The organism is Halioglobus sp. HI00S01 (genome assembly GCF_001635445.1).
GTDB lineage: Bacteria > Pseudomonadota > Gammaproteobacteria > Pseudomonadales > Halieaceae > Halioglobus > Halioglobus japonicus.
Genome location: NZ_LWEE01000265.1, coordinates 186,633 through 211,972 on the forward strand (window position 1 = coordinate 186,633; position 25,340 = coordinate 211,972).

17 protein-coding genes are annotated in these 25,340 nt (G+C 57.8%); 10 read left to right on the top strand and 7 right to left on the bottom strand.

All coding sequences use genetic code 11. The features are described 5' to 3' along the window. The first annotated feature begins 13 nt into the window (after positions 1 to 13). Together A3709_RS18280 and A3709_RS18285 are read left to right on the top strand one after the other, a co-directional pair. Entirely contained in the window at positions 14 to 1,474 is a 1,461-nt protein-coding gene (locus A3709_RS18280; RefSeq protein WP_197484287.1) for an AarF/ABC1/UbiB kinase family protein, read from the top strand. Further along, positions 1,461 to 2,783: an AarF/ABC1/UbiB kinase family protein gene (locus tag A3709_RS18285; protein WP_066057911.1), complete on the top strand. Its 1,323-nt coding sequence runs from the start codon at positions 1,461 to 1,463 to the stop codon at positions 2,781 to 2,783. Before A3709_RS18280 ends, A3709_RS18285 begins: the two co-directional genes overlap by 14 nt. 8 nt (positions 2,784 to 2,791) lie before the next feature. Here A3709_RS18285 and A3709_RS18290 read toward each other — a convergent pair whose 3' ends face one another. The 3 genes from A3709_RS18290 to A3709_RS18300 are packed head-to-tail and all read right to left on the bottom strand — an operon-like array spanning position 2,792 to position 7,389. Further along, positions 2,792 to 4,249, bottom strand: coding sequence for a wax ester/triacylglycerol synthase family O-acyltransferase (locus tag A3709_RS18290; protein ID WP_231871241.1), 1,458 nt, complete (start codon positions 4,247 to 4,249; stop codon positions 2,792 to 2,794). Between the two features lie 51 nt (positions 4,250 to 4,300). Further along, on the bottom strand, positions 4,301 to 6,466 hold the full coding sequence (locus tag A3709_RS18295; protein ID WP_066057917.1) for a family 20 glycosylhydrolase: 2,166 nt from the start codon (positions 6,464 to 6,466) through the stop codon (positions 4,301 to 4,303). A gap of 29 nt (positions 6,467 to 6,495) precedes the next feature. After that, positions 6,496 to 7,389 carry a BadF/BadG/BcrA/BcrD ATPase family protein gene (locus tag A3709_RS18300; RefSeq protein WP_066057921.1) on the bottom strand — a complete coding sequence of 298 codons (894 nt, stop codon included), beginning with the start codon at positions 7,387 to 7,389 and terminating at the stop codon, positions 6,496 to 6,498. A gap of 413 nt (positions 7,390 to 7,802) precedes the next feature. Here A3709_RS18300 and A3709_RS18305 point away from each other — a divergent pair, with 413 nt between their 5' ends. The 7 genes from A3709_RS18305 to A3709_RS18335 all read left to right on the top strand — a co-directional run bounded on the left by A3709_RS18305 (position 7,803) and on the right by A3709_RS18335 (position 19,700). Continuing rightward, positions 7,803 to 10,382 carry a TonB-dependent receptor gene (locus A3709_RS18305; protein WP_082850207.1) on the top strand — a complete coding sequence of 860 codons (2,580 nt, stop codon included), beginning with the start codon at positions 7,803 to 7,805 and terminating at the stop codon, positions 10,380 to 10,382. A gap of 92 nt (positions 10,383 to 10,474) precedes the next feature. Beyond that, a complete protein-coding gene (locus tag A3709_RS18310) occupies positions 10,475 to 11,206 on the top strand; it encodes a SapC family protein (protein ID WP_066057924.1) in 732 nt (243 codons plus the stop codon). A gap of 4 nt (positions 11,207 to 11,210) precedes the next feature. Further along, on the top strand, positions 11,211 to 12,764 hold the full coding sequence (locus tag A3709_RS18315) for a tryptophan halogenase family protein (protein ID WP_066057927.1): 1,554 nt from the start codon (positions 11,211 to 11,213) through the stop codon (positions 12,762 to 12,764). A gap of 20 nt (positions 12,765 to 12,784) precedes the next feature. Further along, the gene (locus tag A3709_RS18320) at positions 12,785 to 14,299 is read left to right on the top strand and encodes a tryptophan halogenase family protein (protein WP_066057929.1); all 1,515 of its coding nucleotides are present in this window, start codon (positions 12,785 to 12,787) and stop codon (positions 14,297 to 14,299) included. A gap of 4 nt (positions 14,300 to 14,303) precedes the next feature. Then, on the top strand, positions 14,304 to 16,523 hold the full coding sequence (locus A3709_RS18325; RefSeq protein WP_066057933.1) for a beta-N-acetylhexosaminidase: 2,220 nt from the start codon (positions 14,304 to 14,306) through the stop codon (positions 16,521 to 16,523). A gap of 34 nt (positions 16,524 to 16,557) precedes the next feature. After that, complete coding sequence (locus A3709_RS18330) at positions 16,558 to 18,594, top strand: sodium:solute symporter family protein (protein WP_156507847.1); 2,037 nt, start codon at positions 16,558 to 16,560, stop codon at positions 18,592 to 18,594. Beyond that, positions 18,591 to 19,700 carry an acyltransferase family protein gene (locus tag A3709_RS18335; protein WP_231871242.1) on the top strand — a complete coding sequence of 370 codons (1,110 nt, stop codon included), beginning with the start codon at positions 18,591 to 18,593 and terminating at the stop codon, positions 19,698 to 19,700. Before A3709_RS18330 ends, A3709_RS18335 begins: the two co-directional genes overlap by 4 nt. Here the strand turns inward: A3709_RS18335 and nagB are convergent. From nagB to A3709_RS18355, 4 genes are all read right to left on the bottom strand, one after another. Next, on the bottom strand, positions 19,690 to 20,481 hold the full coding sequence (nagB, locus tag A3709_RS18340; protein WP_066057939.1) for a glucosamine-6-phosphate deaminase: 792 nt from the start codon (positions 20,479 to 20,481) through the stop codon (positions 19,690 to 19,692). The genes A3709_RS18335 and nagB overlap by 11 nt on opposite strands. Continuing rightward, the gene (nagA, locus tag A3709_RS18345) at positions 20,478 to 21,632 is read right to left on the bottom strand and encodes an N-acetylglucosamine-6-phosphate deacetylase (RefSeq protein ID WP_066057942.1); all 1,155 of its coding nucleotides are present in this window, start codon (positions 21,630 to 21,632) and stop codon (positions 20,478 to 20,480) included. The genes nagB and nagA overlap by 4 nt, the downstream gene beginning before the upstream one ends. Positions 21,633 to 21,637: 5 nt before the next feature. Further along, positions 21,638 to 22,666, bottom strand: coding sequence for a LacI family DNA-binding transcriptional regulator (locus A3709_RS18350; protein WP_066057947.1), 1,029 nt, complete (start codon positions 22,664 to 22,666; stop codon positions 21,638 to 21,640). 127 nt (positions 22,667 to 22,793) lie between these two features. Next, positions 22,794 to 24,032: an MFS transporter gene (locus A3709_RS18355; protein WP_066057950.1), complete on the bottom strand. Its 1,239-nt coding sequence runs from the start codon at positions 24,030 to 24,032 to the stop codon at positions 22,794 to 22,796. A gap of 365 nt (positions 24,033 to 24,397) precedes the next feature. Here A3709_RS18355 and A3709_RS18360 point away from each other — a divergent pair, with 365 nt between their 5' ends. After that, positions 24,398 to 25,333 carry a helix-turn-helix domain-containing protein gene (locus A3709_RS18360; RefSeq protein WP_066057953.1) on the top strand — a complete coding sequence of 312 codons (936 nt, stop codon included), beginning with the start codon at positions 24,398 to 24,400 and terminating at the stop codon, positions 25,331 to 25,333. Positions 25,334 to 25,340: the final 7 nt, after the last annotated feature.

The following is a 25,340-nucleotide window of genomic DNA, read 5'->3' on the forward strand; positions in this document are numbered from 1 at the left end:
GCGGTCGATAATAATGATTTGTGATGTTGCCGGTGATCCCGGTATTGAAAATGAGGTAGCCGTGGCAAAGAAAGACAAGCCCACGTTTTCCGCTGGCGCATTGCGCCGCAGTTTGAGTGTTTCCATGGCCGGCGTGCGCGCCGGTGGTGCCCTTGCGGTGGATGGTGCGGTATCGCGCCTGATGGGCAAGAGTGAGGATGATCCCCAATCGGACTTTGCCCGGTCCGAGGCGCAGCGTTTTGCTGCAGAACTTGGACGGCTAAAGGGCACCTACGTCAAAATTGGACAAATGCTGGCCCTGTTTGGCGAACACTTCCTGCCCCCGGTGCTGGTCGATGCACTGCGCGATCTGTCTGATCAGACGCAGCCTTTGCACTGGGATGCGCTGGAGTCGTTTGTGCGCGGCTCGCTCGGGACGCGTTTTGATGAACTGGACATCGACCCGGAGGCCATCGCCGCCGCTTCGCTGGCGCAGGTGCATCTGGCGCAGGTACGGGCGACGGGCGAGTGGATTTGCATCAAGGTTCAGTACCCCGGGTTGGCGAGTATGATCGACAGCGATTTCGACGCTGTGATCAAGATGCTGGTGCTGGCCCGCTGGGTGAAATCCGGGCGCGATCTCGATCACTGGATGAAGTCGCTGCGCTCACACCTGCACAACGAAATTGATTACCACCGCGAAGCCCGGCTCACCGAAGAGATGGGGCAGCGTGTTGCGGGGCTATCGGCCTCGGGGGTGAGCTACAAAGTGCCGCAACTACATCGTAACTACTGTACGGGCGTTGTTCTGGCGATGGAGTTCATCGAGGGGTACTCGGTGGTCGATACTTCCATTCAGGGGCTCTCGCAGCAACGCCGTAATGACATGGGCAAAGCGATGCTGGAGCTATTCTTCTATGAGCTGTATGACTGGGGCACGCTGCAGACCGACCCCAATTTTGGCAACTATCTGTTGCAGCTCGACGACCGGCGCAAAAGCGAGGGCAACGACCAGCTGGCCCTGCTCGATTTCGGTTCTGTGCTCGATTGCGGCGACGAATTTCTCTTTCATCTGCGCCACACGATAGCCGCGAGCCAGCGCCAGGATGAGCCTGCGATCATAGAGGGTCTCATCGGTCTGGGTTGCCTGCAGCCCGATGCCAGCGATGAGGCACGGCACATGTTTGCAGACTTCTGCGTACATTTGCTGGAGCCACTGCGCCCGGTGGCGGAGTTGCCGGCTGAGTATCTCAATGCGGATGGCGAGTACTGCTGGGGAAGATCGCGGTTGATGCGGCGCGCCGGCAAACAGGCGGCGGTGTCGGCGGCCAGTCGGCACTTCACCACGCCCTCTCGGGACTTTGCATTGATCGCCCGCAAGCTGACCGGCGTATTTAACTTTATCGCCGTACTGGATGCCCAGTTTAATGCCTGTGACATGATTGAATCCCATATTGCCGCCTGGCAGGAGCGTGAATCGCGTGGCCGGACGTAAACCAGATGATGACCAGAAAGCGATTCCCACCAGCCGGGTAGGGCGCTTTGCGCGTGTCGCTAAAATGGCCGGCGGCGTGGCCGGTGGCATGATTGCCGAGGGTACGCGCCAGTTGAAGGCCGGCAAGCGGCCGCGGGCACGTGACATGCTGCTCACCCCAGGCAATGCCCGGCGGGTGGCAGACCAGCTTGCGACCATGCGCGGCGCCGCCATGAAAGTGGGCCAGATTCTGTCGATGGATACCGGCGATTTTCTGCCCCGGGAACTGGCAGACATTCTCGCTCGGCTGCGCTCTGACGCTCGCTACATGCCGCCAAACCAGCTCAATGCGGTCATGACCGAAGCCTATGGCGAAGAGTGGGAAGCGATGTTCTACGGCTTTGAGCACAAGCCCCTGGCCGCTGCTTCGATTGGTCAGGTCCATCGCACCGTATCGCCTGATGGGCGTGAAATCGTGCTCAAGGTGCAGTATCCGGGTATTGCAAACAGCATTGACGCGGATGTCGACAATATTGCGTCGCTGTTGAATATCTCCGGCCTGTTACCGGCAGAGCTGGAGATTCAGCCGCTGCTTGAAGACGCCAAAGCCCAGCTGCACGACGAGGCCGACTACCACAAGGAAGCTGAATTCCTCGCTGCATTCGGTGAGCTGCTGGCGGACGATGAGCGATTTGTGGTCCCGGAGGTGATTCCCGATATTACCCGCAAGACGGTACTCGCCATGACCTATGTGGAAGGCGAGCCAATAGAAACCATTGCCACCTTGCCCCAGGCAGATCGCGATGCGGTGATGGCGGCGCTGGTGGAGCTCATGTTCCGGGAGTTGTTCGAGTTACGCATGGTTCAGACCGACCCCAACTTCGCCAACTACCAGTACAACCGCCGCAGCGGCAAGATTGTGTTGCTGGATTTTGGTGCCACCCGCCGGTTTAAGGCCGGTTTCGTCAATAACTACCGCAGCCTGGCCAAGGCGGCCATCGCCGGAAACGAAAAGCGGCTGCTGGCCGCGGCTGAAAAAGTAGGATACGCCGTTGGCGATGAGGACAGCGAGTATCGCGAGATGATTCTGGCGCTGTTTCTGGTGGCTCTGGAGCCGCTGCAGCACGAAGGTCCCTATGATTTTGCCGCCTCAGACATGGCGGCACGCATGTCACAACTGGGTGAGGACGTCACCCGCTTCAAGGATTTCTGGAAGGCACCGCCCACCGATGCTGTTTACTTTCACCGCAAGCTGGGGGGGATGTTTATGCTGGCGAGCCGCCTTAAGGCGCGGGTGGATGTACAGCAACTGTTGCGGCAGTTTCTGTAGGGGCGCCCTCAGGCGCCCACAGTCTCCGCGTATAATTCGTCGAAGGATTCCTGCAGGCAATCCGTGTAAAAGCCCGGGTCCGGCAGCATGTCGCGACAACCGGTGAACGACAGCGTGATCGACCCCTTTTTGTTCTGTACCGAACTGTAAACAATGTGGAATAGCCCCACGTTGGGCAGCAGTGGTCCCAGGCTGATGGAGTCCACCAATTCCGCACCACACATATACAACTGGAAGGGGGCGCCGGGAACATTGGTGATCACGGTATTGAACATGGTGCCGGCCTCGGCCAGGCCCGTGGCTGCGGCGGTACGGATCGCCAGCGACAATACGTTGCCTGGCAGCACGTCGGCTACGTCGACTGCAAAGCGTGGTCCCAGTGCTTCAGCATAGGACTTGGCGGAGGTTGAAGCCTTGTGGATGGCGGCCAGTCGCTCGGCACCATTTTCTATGTTGGTATGCATGCTGACGTGCATAAAACCCACCATGTTGCCGCCGGCAGCGCGCTCCTCGACGGAGCGCACGTCGATAGGGCAGCCTGTGATCAGGCTGTCATTGGGGAGCTCGCCTTTCGAGTCGAGGTAGCGGCGCATGCCGCCACCGACAATGGCGAGCATGGTGTCATTAATGGTCGCCCCGGGGCTGGTGTTTTTAATCGCGCGCACATCCTCAAAATCAAAGCGTTTTGCGCCCACCACCCGGTGGCGTGAAATCTTGCCCTGGAAGCGCGTGTTCTGGCGCTCGTTCATTTCCTCAAAGTCGCCCGCTTTGCGGCCGGCACGGATACGGGTGAATGCGGGGACGCTGTCTTTAACGAACTGCCATGCCTGGGCCGGTTTTTTCCAGGCATCGACATAGGCTCGGCCGAGCATGCGGGCCTTGGAAGGGCGCTCGATGATCCACGGCGGTGCTTCACCGGGATCGCTGGTTTCAGGTGTCATGTCGTGCACAATGTTCATGAACTGGGCACCGGTGGCGCCATCCATTGCGCAGTGATGCACCTTCATCAACAGCGCGAAGCAGCCTGGAGGGTAGCCCTCTACATTGTTCAGCCCCTCAATGACATACAGTTCCCACATGGGCTTGTCGCGGCGGAGGGGTACGGCATGAATGCGGGAGGCCAGAATGCACAGCTGGCGCCAGTCGCCGGGCTTGGGCAGGGCGATATGGCGAACGTGGTACTCCATGTCGAAGTCAGGGTCTTCCACCCAATAGGGGCGGCCGACACCACCGGGAACAAACGCGAGTTTGCGGCGAAAAATGGGCGATTGATGCTTGCGGCGTTCTAGCATGTCCAGGATCTGCTTAAAGCGTACCTTGCCATTGGGCGCGGTGGACTGATCATAAATGCTGACGCCGCCAATATGCTGGGGCATGCCGTCTATTTCGGCATGCAGGAACATGGCGTCCTGACCGGAGAGTTGCTGCATGGACTTTCCAGGCTCCTGTTGTCGAATCCTCAGCATTGCGGGTTTTCCAGCCAACGTCAAACGTGTGGGCCCGGCGCAGTACCCTGTCTAGTCGACGACAATTTCATCGAGGTGAACGGGGCGGGTAATCAGCTGGCGCTGTTCGGGGCCGTAGTGCTGATCGAGGTTTTCCAGGCGCAGGCGCAGGTATCTTGCTGACGTAGTGTCTGCTTCGAGTATGACGGCGCCGTTGTTCAGTGCGTCACCTTCACATTGGCCTAGCGGCTGCCACTGCTGGCTGTCATCGGATGAATATGCCTCGATCCTGCTAGGAAAAAACAGTTCGCGATGGGCGCCTGCTTCAAAGTTCAGACTCATCCGGGTCACTGGCTGGGAGCTGCCCAGGTCGATGACCAGATCGTTGTCGACATCTGTGAACTGCGTCCACTCGAAGCCGTGGAAGATGCGCTCGTTACCCAGCTTGCCGTCGGTCAGGCGTGCGAGTTCGGGTGCCTCGTGCAGTTCGCCTGACGCTAGCCGAAAGAGTGGGCAGTGGAGAGCACGGTGGATGCTCAGGTGCTGGCGTTCGTCGCCGTAGCACCGGCCGGTGACAGAATCAACGCTCATGCAGCGCACTACGCAGCTCTGTTGAATGACCAGCGGCGCCCGATAAATTGGCGACTCAGTGGTGGGCGGGCTGCCATCGGTGGTGTAGTGAATCACCGTACCTGGCATGTCACAGGCCATGGTCACGCTGAGCCCGCCGTTCGTCGCAGGGGTGAACTCAAGGCGCGGTTTCCAGGCGCTGTCCGCCACGGTGTGGCCCTGTTGGCGCAGGGTGTCCATGAGTGCGGGCAGGCGCTGGCAAAAGCTTGTCCAATCGCGGCCGGGTCCTGTCCAGGTGACTTCGGACAGGGCTGTCATGCGCGGCAGGCAGGCATACTCCACGGTCGCGGTATCGCGTAGGTACTCCGTCCATACATTGGCCTGCGCCCCGAGGATGCGTGGGCGCAGAGCCTCACTTACCCCGTCCGGCAATGGGTCGTAGTCGAATACCTGCTTGAGGCTGGCAAGCCCGTGAATGGCCTGTGGCTCGTCCAGTGACGTGGATTGGTAGAAATCAAAGTAGGTGCATTCCACGGGCGTCATGATGGTTTCATGGCCCGCTTCGAGGGCTTGTTGGCAGGCGTCAAACCCGGTCCAGCACATAATGGTGGTGCTGGTGTCGACGTTGCCTTCCATGACCTCGTTCCAGGCGATGGCGCGTCGGCCCAGTGAGGCCAGAATGTCCTCTACCCGGGAGACAAAGTAGCCGTGTAGACGGTCGACCGAGGTCATTCCCTGATCGCGCATCAGCTGCTGGCAGCGCGGGCACTGCTGCCACTTATCTTTGATGACTTCGTCGCCGCCAATATGGACATACTCGAAGGGAAACAGCTCGGCGAGTTCTGCAAACAAGTCAGCGAGAAATGCAAAGGTTTCTTCGCTGGGGCACAACACATCCGGAAAGATGCCGTAGTGCGCCTCTACCTGATAGTCGCCGTCGTCACAGGCCAGTTGGGGGTATGCCGCCAGTAAAGCTGCCGCGTGGCCGGGGATATCGATCTCCGGCAGCACTTCAATATGACGAGCCGCGGCATAGGCGACGACTTCCTTGACCTCTTCCTGGGTGTAGTAGCCACCGTGAAGCTTATCCTCGTATCGACGCTCCCGGTTCGCGGTATGCCCGATGACGCTGCGATCGCGCCAGGCGCCCACCTGGGTAAGGCGAGGAAAACGCCGGCTTTCAAGGCGCCAGCCCTGGTCGTCACACAAATGCCAATGGAATCGGTTCATTTTGTGCAGCGCCAGCAGGTCGATGTAGCGTTTGATAAAGGCCACATCGAAGAAGTGGCGGCTGCAGTCCAGGTGCATGCCGCGCCAAGCGTATGTCGGTGCATCATCGATACGCAGGCAGGGAATTTTATGGCTGTCGGCAGTGGCAACCAGTTGCAATAGAGACTGACAGCCATAGAACGCCCCAGCGGGAGTGCCAGCTTCGAGGGTGACGCCTGCGTGAGCCACGCTCAGTCGGTAGCCTTCGGGCGTTTCGATATCGGGTGCCAGGCTCAGGGTCAGGGGGGTGCCTGACTCGGCTGTGCTCAGGGTGGCTTGCAGTAGTTCTGCACTGGCGGCGAGCTGCGAGCTGTCACAGTTCACGGTGACCGCTGAGAGGTCACAGCTGCCTTCATCCCGTTGTAGTGATTGTGGAAACGGAAGAATGGCTGGTTGCATTGCTCGCGGTCTCGCTTGAGGTTCGGGGTTTAGCCCATAGTTTGCAGGTGGCAGTTGCGGGCGTAAAGCAGGGCGCCTGCGTCAGGCTCCTGTTGCGGCGGTTTGGCGTGGTTGATCACCGCAGCGTTCAGCCATGGCTGATACTTGTCGGCCAGACCGCCCAACATGCAGAAACTGGTAGCGCCTTCTGCCAGCATTTTTTCGGCCATGGCTGACAGATAAGCGGCACCCCGGCGCACGATTTGCTCGGCGACTGCGTCGCCCTGTTCTGCCGCCTCAAAGACAAGCGGGGCTAGAGTGGCGTACTCGCGCGATGTGGCTCCCGCCATTTTGTCGGTAATGCCCAGGCCCTGCACATGCAGCTGTTGTTCGAGCATGGGGAGCAATGCTGTTGAAGGACCAATGCTGTCGAGGGTGAGGAGGGCGTCTCTGATGGCTTCCAGGCCCAACCAGGCGCCACTGGCGATATCGCCGATCGGGAAGCCGTGGCCGCCGTAGCTGCGGGTGGTGGAATCCATCGACATATAGCCAACAGAGCCGGTTCCAGCGACGATGACTGCGCCGTTTTCGCCGCCGTGGGCGGCCAGACAGGCGATGTGGATGTCGGTGGTAAGGTGCATCTCGCCGAAGGGGTGATCCCAGGCCTGCATCAGCTTCATAACGGGGGGCACATTGACCCCTGCCAGGCCAACGCCTGCAATAGTCTCGCCCATCTGGTTGGCTGAAAGTCCTGCGCTTTCGAGGGCCAGTTGGGTGGCCTCGATGATAGACGACTTTGCCTGTTCAAGGTTCTGGAAGGGATTGGCGGGGCCAGCGATACCGCAGCCCTGTGTTCCCGGGGTGCTCACGCGGGCCTTGCACTTGCTGCCGCCACCGTCGATGCCCAGGTAAATGGGTTGGGAGGGAGTGTTATTGCACGTCATTTATGTCCCCATCGAAAAATAAAAAAAGCCGGTGCACAGCAAAGTGCACCGGCCAAGCTAAGCCTGGTCTTGTCACCCGGCTCGCTGTTGGGCGTCACCGCAACGCCCGACACACAACTGTTATGTGCTCTCGCACACTTGACTGGAGGGAACTCTAGATATTTGAGACAACGTTGTCAACATAAGACTCGAAAGAAACTCGAATTTCGATATTTCGTTTTGTTTCTAATAAGTAGCAATCTCAATATATATAGTTATTTAAGGGGTTTAAGCGATTTATATGTTGTCTGGTGCTTTTCAAAAAATAGTTGACAACGTTGTCCTGTCGGCACTAGAGTCTGACTTCGCCGTCGTGGCAGGCTCATCGCCAGGCCGGTTTGAGAGACGATAATTCGATTAATTGGGGAAGCTAAATGTCCAGTAAACTGAGAGAAGCTATCCGCGCCGTAAACCGCAGCACCGTCGCCGCAGCCTCTGTGGGGGCGATTGCCCTGGCCGGTGTGAATGGTGTCGCGCTGGCGCAAGATGAAGAACAGGTGATAGAGGAAGTCATTGTAACTGGCTACCGCGGCAGCCTGCTCAAGAGCATTAATATGAAGCGCGACAGCGATGCCGTTGTCGACGCGATTACCGCCGAGGACATTGGTAAGTTCCCCGACAAAAACGTGGCTGAATCACTGCAGCGCGTCCCCGGTGTTACCATCCAGCGCCAGTTCGGCGAAGGTTCTGCCGTATCTATCCGCGGTGTGGGTAACGAGCTGACCCTGACCACTCTGAACGGTCAGAATGTTGCTTCTACCGGCTGGTTCGTATTCCAGCCCGCCAAGCGTAGCTTCAACTACGAGCTGTTGCCCTCTGAGCTGGTCGGCAACATTGAAGTTTACAAGACCTCCCAGGCGGACCTGCCTGAAGGCGGCGTAGGTGGTACCGTTACCATTAACACCCGCACGCCTCTGGAGCTGGATTCCCTCACGGTTTTCGCTTCTGCTGAAGGACAGTATCAGGAAGATTCTGAAGAAACCGATCCCATGATTTCTGGCCTGGTGAGCTGGAAGAATGACAGCGAAACCTTTGGTGCGCTGATCTCGGCTGTATCCCAAGAGCGTTCCCTGCAGCGTCAGGGCAACGAGGCGTTCTGGGAGTGGGGCGCCGGCCCTGTGGCCTTTGAGCAGGAGCGTAAGCGCACCGCGTTTACCGGCTCTTTGCAGTACAGCCCCAATGAAAACTTTGATGTCGTTGTGAACTACATCGACATGGAAATGGAAGCGGATAACACCAACTACGCACTGTGGCTGACCCAGGGCAACACGTCCTGGAGTGGTGTCGATACGCCGCCTGAATGCCTGATGGGTGGCACACCGGTCTGTGGCCCTCTGAATGTGGCGTTCTACCAGGCGCGTCCGCGTGAAGCGACCATGGAAAGTGATGTTATCGATCTGGATTTCACTTACAGCGGCGACAACTACGTCCTGGAATTCCAGGTGGGTGAGACCACATCATCAGGTGGTACTGACTTTGAAATGGTTGTCGACGACGGCACCGGTGGTACCCCGATTCCCGGTGGCACTTACGATTTCCGCGGCGGTGAGCAGACCTGGGATACGGCTGGCTTCGATATCACCAGCTACACACCCGATACGCTGGCAATGGGCACGGGTTCCGCCTTCAATGCGACACCCAAGACCGACGAAGAACAGTACGCCCAGTTCGATGCTGAGTTTGATATGAGCAATCTCGGCCCGATCTACGCAGTGAAGGCCGGTGTACGTTACTCCGACCACAACACCACCAGCCGTCGCTATGAGTTCCAGCAGGATCCCAGCTTCAACCCGGTAATTGCGACCTCTGAAGTGGCCGATGGCACTATTGATGTGGGCGCCGGCAGCTATGAAATCCTTAATGTTGACGCCGATGCGCTCAAGAGCTGGGCCAAGAGCAGCATCACTGGCCGTACCGAAGATCTCGGTGCCTACAGTGAAATCGACGAAGAGAACACGGCCCTGTACGCCATGGCCAAGTTTGAAGGTGAATCCTTCCGCGGTAACTTTGGTGTGCGCTATGTGTCGACCGATGCTACCTCCACCTACTACCTGGACGGTGTGAAGCAGGAAGCAGACGCAGATTACGCTGAGTGGCTGCCCAGCTTGAACCTTGCCGTGGATCTCAGCGATGAGCTGATCTTCCGTGTTGCAGCGGCTCGTGTCATGGCCCGTCCTCAGTACGTTGACATGTACGTTAACCCGGATAACACCGGTACTAACGACGACCTGCCCAACAACCAATTCTGGATTATCGGTAACGTCGGCCTGGATCCGTACATCGCCAATCAGTTCGACGCGGGCGTCGAGTGGTACTTTAACGACTCCTCACTGCTGTCGTTCACTTACTTCACCAAGGACGTGAAAAACTTCGTGACCTTTGTCGAGTACCCCGCCAGCGCCGGTGAAATTCCGTTCCCGCTGCCTCCTGAGGAAGCGGCGTTCGGTTGGACCGTGCAGGAAAAAGTCAACGGCAAGTCTGCCCAGATCGAAGGTTTTGAACTGCAGTACCAGCAGGATTTCGGTAACGGCTTTGGCCTGACAGCCAACTACACCTACACCGATGCAGAGGCTGACGACGGTACCTTTACTGACGGCAACACCGTCCTGAGCGACAGCTCGAAGGATTCCTACAACGTGTCAGGTTACTTCGAGAACGACCTGCTCCAGGCGCGTCTGGCTTACAACTGGCGTAGCGAGTACATGATTCGTGACGTCGGCGCCTACGCCAACCGTCTGCACGATGACTACGGTTCTCTGGACTTCTCGTCTGCATGGTTTGTCACCGACAATATCACTGTGAACTTTGACGTGATCAACATCACTGAAGAAGATGCAGAGCAGTTTGGTAACAACCAATCCTACTCTCCGAACAGCGGTTTCACCGAAGGCTTCCCTCTGTATGCCTACGAAATGCCGCGTCGCTTCGTACTGGGAGTCTCTGCGCGCTTCTAAGCGCGCAGGTCTCTGCTAAGCAATCAGGGGAAGTTCAGCTTCCCCTTTTTGTTTATACTGCCAGGCCCCTGAAATACCCATTGGAGCTATCTATGGCTAATCCTGTACCTCTGGATCCCGCGATCCACTCCAGCACACGTGTGCGTCCCTCTCCAGAACTGTCTATTGCAGCAAATCAGCAGGTGCTGCCTGTTGTCGTGCACGAGTTTGCCCAGTTGTCTGTGGAATTCCCCCTGGTGTTTTTGAAGCACGCCGAAACCGGCCAGTTTCAGGCTGTGGCACTGCTGGGCCTCGCTGAGGGTGAGAATCTCATGCTGCAAGATGGCAAGTGGCTGGGTGCGACATTGCCCGGTGCTCTGCAAATGTCGCCGTTCAAGCTGCTGATGCTCGACCCCAATGGCGAGCGGGTCACTGTGGGCATCGACCCCGAGTCACCCATGGTCAGTGAAACCGAGGGCGAGAAACTGTTTGACGAAGCTGGCGAGCTGACTGAGTTCATGCAGAATCGGCGCAAGGGACTCGAAGAGTACTACCAGAACGGCCAGGTCACTCGGGCCTTTGTCAGCCTGTTGGTGGAGAAGGATCTGCTGGTGTCGCAGACGCTCAACATGGATATCGACGGCGAAAAAATCAAAGTCGATGGCATTTACCTGGTCAGCGAAGCAAAGCTGCGCGAATTGTCGGATGAAGACATTCTCGATCTGAACCGTCGCGGTTTCCTGCAGGCCATTCATGCACACCTGATCTCCCTGCGGCAGGCCAATCGTCTGGCCCGGATCCGCGTCGACCGCAAGAGCGGTGGTCCGACCATCCTCGGACTATAGCTACGTGGACAACGGGCGGATAAACAGTGTTCTGGTCGTCGGCGGTGGTACCGCCGGCTGGCTGGCCGCCTGTCACCTGGCGCGCAAACTGCATCCGTCCGATCCTCAGGGTGTGCGCGTCACGCTGGTAGAGTCGCCCGATATTCCGACGATTGGAGTGGGTGAGGGCACGGTGCCCGCCATGCGCAATAGCCTGCAGTATCTGGGCATTAGCGAGACGGAGTTTATTCGCCACTGTGAAGCCACCTTCAAGCAAAGTATTCGCTTTGATGGCTGGATGGCTGCCCCGGACCACAGTTACCACCATGTGTTTGACTATCCGCGTCGCGACCCTGTCGATGTCACGCCTTATTGGTTACTAGGCGGCGAGGAGCAATCCTACGCCCAGTGGGTCGGCATTCAGGCGGGGATTTGCGACGCGGGGCTAGGCCCCAAGCAGATGACCCAGCCCGAGTATGCTGGCGTAGCCAACTATGCCTACCATCTGGATGCCGGGAAATTTGCCGAGCTATTAACTCGCCATGCCACCGAAAAGCTTGGTGTGGAGCACCTTAAGGCTAATGTTCGTGAGGTAAAGCTGGCGGCCAATGGCGATATTGAGGCGCTGGATACTGATCGTCTCGGCGAGTTGCGCGCCGACCTTTTTATTGACTGCACCGGCTTTAATTCCATGCTGTTGGGCAAGGCGCTGGGCGTTGAGTTTATTGATCGCAGTGATGTCCTGTTGGCCGATCACGCTCTGGCGGTGCAGGTGCCATACCCTGAGCCTGACAGCCCCATCCCCAGCCAGACCATTGCTACGGCGCGTAGCGCCGGTTGGATCTGGGATATCGGTCTGGTCACCCGGCGCGGGACTGGATACGTCTATTCCTCCAATCACATCGACCACGATGCGGCGGAACTGGAGTTGCGGGACTACCTGCGTCAGAGCCTGGGTGACTGGGTCGACGATCTTGCTTGCCGACGCATTCCCATGCAGGTGGGTTACCGCGAGCGCTTCTGGTTCCGCAATTGCGCCGCCATTGGCCTTTCCCAGGGATTTGTCGAACCACTGGAAGCCACCGGCCTGCTGATGTTTGATGCCACGGCGCGCATGCTGGCGGAACAGTTTCCTGCATCGCGCGACCTGATGCCATTGCTCAGCGAGCGTTTTAATCGCCGGGTACAGTTTGCCTGGGAACGCGTGATCGACTTTATCAAACTGCACTACTGCATCTCCGACCGGGACGACACTGCCTTCTGGCGGGACAACCGCGACCCGGCGGGTATTCCCGAGAGTCTGCAGGAAAATCTCGCCCTGTGGCGCCATCAGGTGCCCAGCGAGTACGACTTCTCCAGCAAACTGGAAATTTTCAATCTCGAAAACTATCTCTATGTGCTCTACGGCATGAACTACGGTACTGCGATTGAGCCGCTGGCCTATCGCTACCGCGATTCGGCGTTGGCGGCGAAAGCTGTGCAGCGCACTCAGGCAGTTGTGGAGGAGGCCAGGGCTAACCTGCTACCCCATCGTGAGCTCATCGAGAAAATCCACCGCTACGGACTCCAGCCTGTGTAGCGCCGGACAGGAAATACCCTATGAATAATAATGACAGCCGGACAATTACTGTTGTAGGCGGCGGATCCTCCGGGTGGATGACCGCGCTTTATCTAAACACCCTGTTCAACAAGGAACAGCTCAACTACCAGATCCGGGTGATTGAGAGCCCCGACATTGGCATCATCGGCGTGGGTGAGGCGACGGTACACAGCGTGCGGTTCTTTTTTGCCGCAATGGGGCTGGACGAAAACGAACTGCTTAGGGAAACCAACGGGTCTCTCAAGCTGGGTATTCTATTCCGTAACTGGATGAAGCCGGTCGACGGTAAGACCCACGAATATTTCCACCCCTTTGAACAGCAGCGTCTGGGGCGGGGCATGGATATCTCCAGCATGTGGCATATGTCCGGGCGCGGCACCCGCGAGCGCTATGACGAGGCGGTCAGTTTGAGCTCCGAGCTAGTCGCCCATCGCCATGTCCCAAAAACCGCCAACTCCCAGGCCTATCAGGGTGTTGTGCCCTACGGTTATCACATTGATGCCACCCTGCTGGCCCGTTTTCTCAGGCGTAAAGCCGTGGCTGAGGGCGTAGAGCATATCGAGGCGACCGTCACATCAGCGACCACCGAAGGCGAGATGATTCAATCGGTAGAGACTGATAAGGGCAGCTTCACCGCAGACTTTTTCATCGACTGCACGGGCTTTCGCGGCCTGCTGATTGATCAACTCAAGCAGGACAACTGGGAGTCATTTGCCGATGCACTGCCCTGCAACAAGGCGGTGGCTATTCAGCGTGAACTGCCCGACGACCTCGGCGCCAAGCCCTACACCACGGCAACCGCACTCAGCAATGGCTGGGCCTGGCAGATCGATTTACAGAATCGCCAGGGCACCGGCTATGTTTATGACGGTAATCGACTCAGCAAGGAAGAAGCTGAGCAGGAGTTGCGTGATTTCCTGGGGCCGGACGCGGCGGTGCTCAAGTGTGCGCACCTGAATATGAAGGTCGGTTGCCGCAAGGAATTTTGGGTGGGCAACTGTGTGGCCATCGGACTATCCGCCGGTTTCATCGAGCCACTGGAATCGACGGGGCTGCATTTGATCAACCTCGGCGCCGGCCTGCTGGCGACGCACCAGCCGAATCGCGAGGTCGATCAATCCATACGAGATTCTTACAGTCGCCTGATGCGCGGTTTCTATCAGGACCTCAAGCAGTTTATCGTGCTGCACTACTGCCTGACTGACCGCAACGACACCGATTTTTGGCGTGCTGCTCCGGCTACTGTGGAGCACACCCCCTGGCTGCAGTCGCAATTGCAGATCTGGAAACACAAAATCTGTGAGTTCCACGACCTTGCCGGAAGTTTCTCGACTACCTTCAATGACGAAAATTATCGCTATATTCTCTATGGGATGCAGCACAACCCGGCGCTGACCCAGTCGGTTGATGCTGCGGCCAGTGAGCAGTTATTTGCTCAGGCAAAGGCCAACGCCGAGCGCGCTCGTCAACTTACTAGCGCCCAGGGTGACTACCTGAGCCAACTCAATCTTTGATTCTATGCTGCGAATTTTACTCTTAAGCCTGGGGCTGGTCACAGCCCTTATCGTCGGTCCTGCTCGAGCCGCGGTGATTCCCGCACCGGTATCCATACAGCACGGTAATGGATTTACGGTGCTGCCCCTGCCATTGCAGCTACTTGGCGTGGATGCCGCTCTGGTATCTGAGCAGCAGTTGTTACAGCAATACCTGAACAGTGCCGACATTGCGTTTGGTGGCGCAGCCGGTCCCGGTATTGGTCTTTCCATAGACCAGGCGCTAACGGCCTCGGCATATCGGCTGGAGGTGGGTGGTACCGGTGTGTCTATCGTCGGGGGCGACCAGGCCGGGGTATTACACGGCCTACAAACCTTGCGCCAGCTGTTGGCCCAGGCGGATATCTCAGAGCAGGGCGTGCAACTGGCGCAGCTGGTGATTACGGATCAGCCGCGGTTCGGCTACCGCGGCATGCACCTGGATGTGAGTCGGCATTTCTTTGACGTGGATTTTATCAAGCGCTATATCGATCTCTTGGCACTGCACAAAATGAATGTCTTTCACTGGCATCTCACCGACGATCAGGGCTGGCGCCTCGAGAGCAAGGCGTTTCCCCGCCTGACGGATGTCGGTGCCTGGCGCAGTGGCACTGTGGTGGGGCACACCCACGACGCAGGCGCGATGAGTGACGGCCGTCGCTACGGGGGTTACTACAGCTGGGATGAGGTGCGTGAGGTTGTTGCGTACGCGGCCCAGCGCCACATTATGGTTGTCCCGGAGATCGATGTGCCGGGGCACGCTTCGGCGATGATTGCCGCCTACCCGGAGCTGGGGTGTGGTGAATCGCAGGCGAAGGTTCAGACTCACTTCGGTGTGTTCCCTGAGATCTTGTGTCCCAGTGATGCAACCTTCACCTTCCTGGAAACGCTGCTGACAGAAGTGGCTGAACTGTTCCCCGGGCCCTATATCCATATTGGTGGCGATGAGGTGCGCAAGGATCGCTGGGAAGACTGTGACCTGTGCGATGCGCTAATGAAGGCGCATGCGCTGGAGGATCACGGCGAGCTCCAGGCCTGGTTTGTGAATCGCACCGAAACCATCGTCAACGCCCTGGGCAAGCGCATTATTGGTTGGGATGAAATTCTCGACGGTGAAGTCAGGCCATCGGCAACGGTGATGTCCTGGCGCGGTCAGGAAGGTGGTATTCGCGCTGCGCGGGCAGGCCACGACGTGATCATGACACCGCTGCAGCATGTGTATTTCGACTTCTATCAGGGGTCGTCGGTCGATGAGCCCATGGCTATTCACGGTTTGACCCGGCTGCCAGATGTCTATGCATTTCAGCCCGTTCCGGCTGAACTCAGCGCCAAAGAGCGAGGCCACATTCTCGGTGCGCAGGCAAATTTGTGGACGGAATACGTGCCCACCGAAGCCGATGCTGAGCGTATGGTGTTGCCGCGCATGTCAGCACTCGCTGAGGTGCTCTGGACCCCTGTAGAGAAGCGCAATTTCGAAGCATTCGCCCAGCGTCTGCCGGCACTGGAAGCCCAGCTCAGGGCATTGGGATACGAGTTGGCGGACAGCCACTACAAGCCGCATATCAAGGCCAGTGAAAATGACGATGGTAGCTTTACCGTGACGCTGGAGTCGCTGGCCCAAGATATGCGCTACCGCATCGACGGTGGTGCAGAGCAGCGTTACAGCGCGCCTTTTACCGTCGCCAAATCCGGCGCGGTAAATGCATGGACAACACAACATGACGGCTCACCGCTCGGGGATGCTCGACTGACTCTGGTTGATCACGCGGCACGGGGAGCAACGATTCACGGCGCTATGCACGCCGCGGCGCTGGTGGATGGACGCTTGGCAACCGACCGAATTTTCCGTTATCCCGAGTGGGCGTCTTTCGGCCCCGAGGGTATGGATGTCGTGATTGATTTGCTGCATCCGGCTGCTGTTTCCAGTGTGAGTATTGGCTGGCAGGCGGGTGTTCACCGCAAATTATTCCGGCCAACTGCGGTCAGCGTGTTGCTGAAAAACTCGAAGGGTGAGTGGCAGTTGGCGGCCGAGCTTGACCGCGAGGCCATTGCGGCGCTGGATGGCCACCGCATTGAACTGAACTTTCCGACCGCGACGGTTGGTGAGCTGCGTATTGTTGCCGCGAGCGATCAGTTGCACTGGTCCGAAGAGCAATCAAAAGACGTGCCGTCGACGCTTAAGCTCGACGAGCTCGTCATACGATAATAACGAGAGGTAGATCTCAGTGCAGGATGCTGTATTGACTGGATTGGACTGGGCGATGATTGTTGCCCTGTTGCTGTTTTCCCTGGCCGTGGGCTTGTTGGTAAAAGACAAGGCCTCCGAGGGCGGCATGGAGGGCTTCTTTGTCGCCGGCAGGAAAATGCGCTGGTGGTTTCTGGGAACGTCGATTGTGGCAACGACCTTTGCCTCCGATACCCCGCTAGCGATTACGGGCTGGATAGCTCAATACGGTATTGCCGGCAACTGGTTCTGGTGGAGTGAAGTCATTGCCGCCGTGGCCATGACGGTGTTCTTCGCTCGTAAGTGGCGCAACAGTGGCGTGGTCACCGATGTAGAGATTGCCGAGCTGCGTTACGGTGGTGCCCAGGCGACGGTGCTGCGTACGGTCAAGGCATCGGTGTTTTCCACTTTTGTGAACTGCATTATTCTCGGCTGGGTGTTTGCAGGCATGGCCAAGATTTCCGAACCGTTCATGCATTGGGAAGCGCTGCTCGGGCCGGGTATTTATAGCTTTATCGAGGCCTGGTATCCGGAATCGTTGATGTTCCAGACCCTGGATAATTCCATCACGATCGTGCTGTTGCTGATGGTGACGCTGTTTTACTCCACGCTCGGCGGACTGCGAGCGGTCATGATTACTGACCTTGTGCAATTTATCCTGGCCATGAGTATGTCGATTCTAGTGGCCTATCTGGCGGTACAGCACGTGGGCGGTCTGGAGTCCATGTGGGGACAGTTGGACACGCTGTATCCAGCGGACGCTGACAGCGAGTTTTTGTCGGCGGAGAGAGTGGCCTCGTTTGCACCGGCCTTTGGTGAAGGTGTCACGGGATCACTGGGCATTCCCTTTACCGCGTTTGTACTAACGCTGGGAGTGATGTGGTGGACCAGCGGTAAGGTCGATGGCTCGGGATATATTGCCCAGCGTCTGTATAGCGCCGAGGATGGCGGGCAGGCCGAGAAGGGCGCGCTTTGGTATGCCTTCGCCAACTTCATGATGCGTTCCTGGCCCTGGGCAATTGCCGGTGTGGCTGCGCTGGTGATTTACCCCCGGGCAGAAGTGACTCAGGTGGCGCAGGATTTCACCAACTGCTTGCAGGACGCCAGTTACTGCACCGCGCAGATAGCGACCTGCATGGACAATCGCTATGCCTGTGAGATCTCTGAGTACGCGCTGTTGTACAAGGATGTCGATGCCAGCGGTAACACTGTCTTTCTAGAGGATCGCGAGCGGGGCTATCCGGCCATGATTCGCGATGTGATGCCGGTGGGGCTGCTGGGCCTGGCGCTGGCCTCACTGATGGCGGCATTTATGTCCACGGTATCGACGCACATTAACTGGGGTGCGTCCTATATTGCCAACGATTTTTATAAGCGCTTCTTTGACCCCAATGCCTCCGACCGGCGCATGACCTGGGTGGGGCGCCTGTCCACACTGGGTATTGCTTTGGTGAGCGCCTGGGTGGCAACGTTCATCGACAATATCGGCTCTATGTGGGAGCTGTATGGCGGCATGATGGCAGGGCTTGGCTTGCCGCACCTAATGCGCTGGTTCTGGTGGCGAGCCAATGCCTGGACTGAGATTTCCGGCATGGTCATTGGATTGAGTCTGGCGACGATTAACTTTGCGGTGGGCCAGACCTCGGGTTACGGCGAGGGGCAGATGTCGATATTCCCCGCGTTCATGGCAAGTCATGCGGTGCATGTGATCGCCTGGATTTCCCTCGCGGCAGGTATTGGCTCGTTGATCACCACCTTTTTGACGCGGCCCGTGGATGAGTCGATACTTGAAGAGTTCGCCCGCCGCGTGCGGCCAATGGGTTTCTGGAACGGCCACAACCACGGCTATTCTTCAGAGCGCGGCCTGCTGGCGTCAGTGGTTTACTGGTGTACCGGGACGGTGTCCATTTACGCCGGCATGTTCGGTATTGGCTACCTGCTTAAACTGAACTACGCACTTGGTTTTGGTCTGCTGGCGCTGTCTATTGTCGCGCTGGTGATAACGGTGCATGGGATCAATGCCGTCGACCGCGGCGCCGGGGACCAGGCGTGAGCGCAGCGGCAGGGCAGCGCTCGCTGGCCCTGGATGTCTTTCGCGGTCTCGCCATTGCCGGCATGATTCTGGTGAACACGCCGGGTTCCTGGGCTCATATTTATGCCCCCCTGCGTCACGCCGACTGGCACGGTTGTACGCCCACTGATCTGGTTTTTCCGTTCTTTTTATTTGCCACCGGCGCGGCGATGTTTTTTTCGTTTGCGCGGAGCCAGTACCAGCCGCAGCCTGATGTGTTGCGCGGCATTGCCCGGCGTAGCGCGCTGCTAATCCTGATCGGTATTCTGCTGAACGCTTATCCCTTTATGACGCCGCTTTCGGAGTGGCGTATTCCCGGCGTGTTGCAGCGCATTGGCCTGGCGTATGCGCTAGGCGCTCTATTCATTCTGTACTGTCCCGGGCGCTGGCGTTACCTACTTTCGGCGGCCTTGTTATTGGGTTACTGGTGGCTGTTACAGACCTTTGGGGGAGATTCTCCCTATTCGTTAGAACACAACCTGGTTCGCGATGTGGACCTGGCGGTCTTTGGGGCCAGTCATCTGTGGTCGGGCTTTGGTATTGCCTTCGACCCCGAGGGGCTGCTGAGCACGTTGCCCTCGGTGGTTAGCGTGGTGGCTGGCTTCGAGGCGGCGCGCCTGGTGGGCAGGGCGCCTGTGGGCGTGGGGGTAGTTACCCGTTTGTTGGTGATTGGTGCTGCCATGATAGGTGCCGGCATGCTCTGGAATGCATGGTTTCCGATTAACAAGGCCCTGTGGACCAGTAGCTATGTACTGTTCACGTCGGGGATAGGCTGGGTCACTCTGGCGCTGCTGATGTTGGTGCTGGATGTGTGGGGGTTCAGAAAGCTCGGCCGCCCGTTGGAGATTTACGGCACGAATCCGTTGTTCATCTATATTGTGTCGATTGTCCTGGCTCGCACGCTCTGGCTGATTGAGCTTGAGCGCGACAATGGCGACACCGTCAGCCTCTATACATGGCTGTGGGAGCAGTTGCTGCCGATGGCATCGCCCGTGAATGCATCACTGACTTTTGCGCTGGTGAACGTGGCCTTGCTGTGGTGGTTGTCGCTGGTGCTCTACCGGCGCGGCATTATCATCAAGCTTTAATGCGCGCCAGCAGCGCCTGATTGTGGCGCTCAATATGCTTAAAAAATTCGGGGTTGCTGAGAGCGCTCGCGGCTGCCTCGTCGACGATCACGACGGTGGCCGGGTGCATTTGCAGCGCTGATGCCGGGCACCACGCAGAGACCGGTCCTTCCACCATAGCCTTAATGGCTTCTGCCTTGCTCTCACCGGTGGCCAGCAATACCACCAGACGCGCTTCCATGATGGTGCCAATACCCATGGTAATCGACAGCTGCGGCTGGGTTTCATCTTCACTGAAAAAGCGCGCGTTGTCGGCAATGGTTTCTTCGGTGAGTGTTTTTACCCGTGTACGTGACGCCAGGCACGACGTAGGCTCATTGAAACCAATGTGGCCATTGCGCCCGATCCCCAGCAATTGAATGTCGATGCCGCCGGCCGCGGCAATCGCCCCTTCGTACTCCCGGCAGGCGGTTAACGGGTTGTCGGCGTTGCCCGGTGGCACGTGGGTGTTGCTGCGATCGATATCGATGTGTTTAAAGAACTCTTCATCCATGAAGTAGCGATAGCTCTGCGGGTGCTCCGGAGGCAGGTCCATGTACTCATCAAGGTTGAAACTGCGGACCTCGCTGAAGGAGATATCGCCCTGTTGATTGCTCTCAATCAGTTCCCGGTAAAGCTTTAGCGGCGTGGAGCCGGTGGCGAGACCGAATACCGAGGCGGGTTTTGCCTGCAGCTGTTCGCGGAAAATGTCTGCGCCGTAGCTGGCAACGGCATCGGCGTCGTCGAGAATGACTACTTTCATGAATTCGGTCCATGGATATGTGAGAGGTGGTTGCCGGCAACCCAGGTGTCGTACACCTTAAGCTCGGCGTCGAAGTGGACAATGTCGGCGCGGTAGCCACTGTGCAGGCTGCCCAGTTGATCGCCGAGATCCAGGAACTCGGCGGGGTAGCGCGAGGCCATGCGCAGGCACTCTTCTTCGGCAATGCCAACGCTGTCGCGGGAGTAGCGTACTGCGTCATTCAAGCCAATGGCGCTGCCGGCCAACGCGCCCTCGGCATTAACCAGTTTGCCCTCGTGTACCTCGATCTTTTCGCCATAGAGCGTGAAACTGGTTTCGTCGCTACCCACGTTAGACATAGAGTCGCTGACCAGCATGAGCTTGCCACGGGGCAGGCAGCGCTGGGCGATGCGGATGCTGGTCGGATGTACGTGATGGCCGTCGGCAATAATTCCCACCCAGCTGTGTGCGCTGTCCAGCGCCGCGCCTACGGTGCCGGGGCTGCGCGATGTCAGCGGGCTCATGGCGTTATACAGGTGAGTGAAACCGCGCAGGCCTGCTTCCAGAGCGTCGTTGACCTGCTCGTAGGCGGCATCGGTGTGGCCCGCACACACAAGAATGCCGGCGTCGCTAAGTACGCGAATCTGATCTGCGGTTGCGTGTTCCGGTGCCAGCGTCAGCATGGCCTTGATCGCGGTAAGTGAACTGAGCCAGGCGATATCCTCATCGTCCAGGGCTCTGATCATGTCCGGGTTGTGGGTGCCGCGCTTGGCCATATCGAAGAAAGGGCCTTCGATATGGATTCCCAGGATTGAGGCACAGCCTGCGGCCCTGGCTTCGGCAACAGCTTGCGCCGCAGCGCGATGAACCGCGGCGGTGTCGCTGATAATCGTGGGCATGATTGCCGTTGTGCCGGCGCTGCGGTGTCCAACGGCCATTTGGGTGACCGTGTCAGCGTTCGGTGCATTGTTGAACAGCACGCCGCCGCCGCCATTAACCTGTACATCGATAAACCCGGGTGCCAGCGTGCCCGGGCAGGAGATCACTGCTGCGTCCGCGGGAATGTCCTCGGTCGCCACCAGACCGACGATGTGATCGCCGTTAATTGCCAGCGCGCTGTGGTAGTGGAAGGCGTCGCCATCAAAGATGCGAGCGGCTTTTAAATAGTGCATGAGTGTTATCTTGGGCAGGTAGAATCGCGGACAATCAGCTGCGGTTGGAAACCCTGATCAGCGACCTGGTTGTCGGTGCCTTGCCGCGATGCGCGAACCAAGTCAATCAACAATCGTGTGGCGGTTTCGGCGATCTCGGGATTGGGCTGATGTGCGGTCGTCAGCTTCGGCCAGCTCTGGCGGGAGAATGGACTGTCCTCAAAACCGATGATCGACAATTGCTGGGGCACCGGTACCTGCTGGATTCTCGCCGCGAATAATGCACCCGCGGCGATCTCATCGTTACACGCGAAAATAGCGGTTGGTGGCGGGTCGAGGGTGAGAAGTGAACGGGTGCGATCGGTACCGGAATCGAAGTTGTATTCGCCCGGCAGAACCAGGCCATCTTCGGGGCTGACATTGTTGGCTTCCAAAGCCGCTTTGTAGCCCTGCATACGAGTGACACTCGACAAGTGTTCTTCTTCGCCCCCCAGGAATGCGATGCGCCGGTGGCCCAGTCCAATCAGGTACTGGGTAATCTTGTACGCGGCCCGGTAGTCATCGATGAATACCTTGGGGCCGTACTGGTCGGGGTCACGGTCACCAGAGATGATCCGCGTAAATTTAACGCCACGCTCTGCCAGAATGCTGACTACCTCCTCGGATTCGGAGAAGGGAGGGGTGAGAATCAGGCCGGCAATATGGCTGTTGCTTGCTACTTTCAGCAGCTCGTCGACCAGCCCCTCGCCGGTGGCGTCGACGGGGTGAATCAACAGTTCAAAGCCATTGCTCTGGCACTCTTTGAGAATGCCGTGCTGCATTTCAATCACGTAGTGACTGTTGGGGTTGTCGTATATAAAGGCGATAAAGCTGGCGCTACCACGCAGCTGTCGGGCTGACAGGTTGGGCTGATAGTCGAGCTCTTCGATCGCTTTCCAGACCTTCTGCTGCATCGCTTCACCCACACTGGGTTCACGATTGATGACGCGGGAAACGGTCTTGAACGACACGCCAGCCAGTTTGGCTACGTCCTTAATGGTTGCTTTGGCTTTCATGGGTTTAGTCTATCGTGTCGGCGCGTCTGAGACAACGTTGTCATTACGCGCGTTATGGTGTTTCTGAGCTCAGGGTGGCCAACAGCGTGGAGGTTGTGTCGACAGCAGAAAAAGGCCGCCGCCCGCGCTAGCAGGCGGCGGCAGGCTCAGGCTGCAGAGCGTCCTCTGCTTTCTCCCGATGGATACGCATGACCAGCGGAATGAGTACCAGTCCCATGAGCGGCGCAAAGAGTACAGCCAGGCCAACCAGCGTGGCGGTCACACCATAGCTGTCCAGGACGACGCCGAGCACAGGACCGGTAACAATGAAGATACTTCTTACCCCCAGGCTGACCAGCGAGTTCACCGTGGCGCGAAAATCGCCAGGAACGCGGCTGTTCAAGGCCTCATAAAAAACCGTCATCGACAGGCCGCGGGAGATCTGCACAGCGAAACCGCAGATGACTCCCCACCAGCCGACACCTAACGCCATACCGACCAGCCCGAGCAAGGGTAGGGCGGCGATGAGTATCAGCAGTTTGCGATACCCCAGGTACTTTTCCAGGGCTTCCGCGTAACGCGCCGCGAGGCTAACAGTCAGAGCGAACGCTGCCCAGATGTAACCAAACCAGGCCAGCGGTACGCCCTGTACCTCCCAGTACTTCTGGTAAATCCAGAATACATACACTGCCAGCAGGCCGAACACGGCGATAGCGAATGCTGTCCATAACACCACAGGCTTGCCGAACAGTAAGAGTTCAACAATGTGCCTGGCATTCGCGCCGTGGCTATCGCCACGCGAGGCATCACCTGGTCGCGGCGCTTCGACGACCAGTAACCCGAGCAGGAAGGGCGCAAAGCCGGTAAACGCCTGTACGGTTACCACCCAGTCCATAGACCAGAGCAACAGCAGGCTTGCGGCAATACCCGCTGCGCCTGACGCAGCAGCTTCCACCGAAATCAGGCGACTGAGCGCCTTGCTTGCCCCGGGGCCGCGTTTACCAATCTTGCGCAGATAGACTTCGGTGTCATACAGCAGTGCGAGGTCGGCGCCGGAGATCAGGCTAAAGCCCACGCCGAGAATTGCTTCGTAAATCAGGAAGTCGACGAAGCTGTCAGCCCACAGTAGTGACAGAAAGCCAATCGCATTCAAGCCAGAGCCGAGCAAGATGGCGTTGCGCCGCCCCCACAGGTCGGCGATATAACCTGACGGCACTTCACACAGGGCAATGGTCAATGCGAACAGGGCCTGCGTTTGCAGGACCTCGCTCATGCTCAGACCATGCCCCTGTAGCAGTGGCACAAAGACGGGTACAACCACCAGGAAACCCTGGAAGAACCCCATCAGGTATATAGCTTTGATATTGTTTTCGAGTGACCTTTTCACGGTTCCTATCCCTACTGCGGGAGAACCCTGAAAGCGGAGGTGATTTTCTACTGGGAAATAAAAAAGGCCTCCGGAATCTGGGTTCTCGGAGGCCTTTTTTTAAATCTTGATTATTTCAAGCGCTTCCTCAAACCATCCTGTGCGTCCACAGACACACGGGCGCGACGGCATGCATGCCGTTTCGCTTATCCGAATATGTCTGAAATAGAATGGTCATCTTGTTCGCTCAAATAAAAATTTACCTGCACGCGGCAGGTACGGGGCTATACTGCGCTTCTAGTGAGTTGTGGTCAACGGATAGTTGACCTGCTGTGAAAAAGTTCACACAGTGGTAACAAAATAAATCGGGAAAAGGATTCACCTGAATGAGTGAACTCATTACCAGAGCCAGCTCCATTAACCGGGCTCTGGATCAGATCGGGGATAAATGGTGTCTTCTCATCATCCAGGAAGTGTTGTGGGGCATTAATACGTTCAATGAGATGATGGAAGCCATGGGCGTCTCCCGGGGAGTTCTGTCCAATCGCCTGAAGTGGTTGCAGGATATTGATTGTCTGCGCCGGGAAACCGATGCTGCCGGTCGTCATCCCACCTACCATCTCACCAGCAAGACAATAGATTTGTATGACTGCGCGCTCATGGCCATTCGTTGGGAGCGCAATTGGTTTGACAATCCCCAGCTCGACAACGTGCAGTTGCGCCATCGCAGCTGCGGACAAACGTTCCAGCCGCAGTTACGTTGCGGCCATTGTTCTGACCAGGTGATTCTGGGGGAAGTTCGCTTTCAGCCCGGCCCCGGTGCGACGCGCGATGTGCGCGAAAAGAAAGTGCGACGCCGGTCTTCTATCGCAGCGTCGCAGATTCCCAGTCGCCGCGCTTTGTATCGTAATCTGATCAACCTGGTGGGCGATCGCTGGACGGCCAACGTCATTGCGCTCTCGTTTCATGGCATTACCCGCTTCGAGGAATTCCACACGGAATTGCCGGTGGCCACCAATATTCTGGCTGATCGCCTAAAGCTTCTGGTAGAGGAAGGGGTATTCGTGCAGGTGGTGTACCAGGAGCGACCCCTGCGCCAGGAATATCAACTTACCGATAAAGGGCGCGATATGTTCCCGTGGTTTTTGGCACTGCTGCAATGGGGCGACAAGTGGTGCGATCCACAGGGTAAGGGTGCTCCTATGCTGGTGACTCACACCGGTTGCAATGAACCGGTAGAGGCCGAGGTTTGCTGTAGTGAGTGCGGTAAGCATTTACTTGCCCACGATGTTGAGTTCACGCTGAATGGCAAGGTGATGTGAGCCTGGC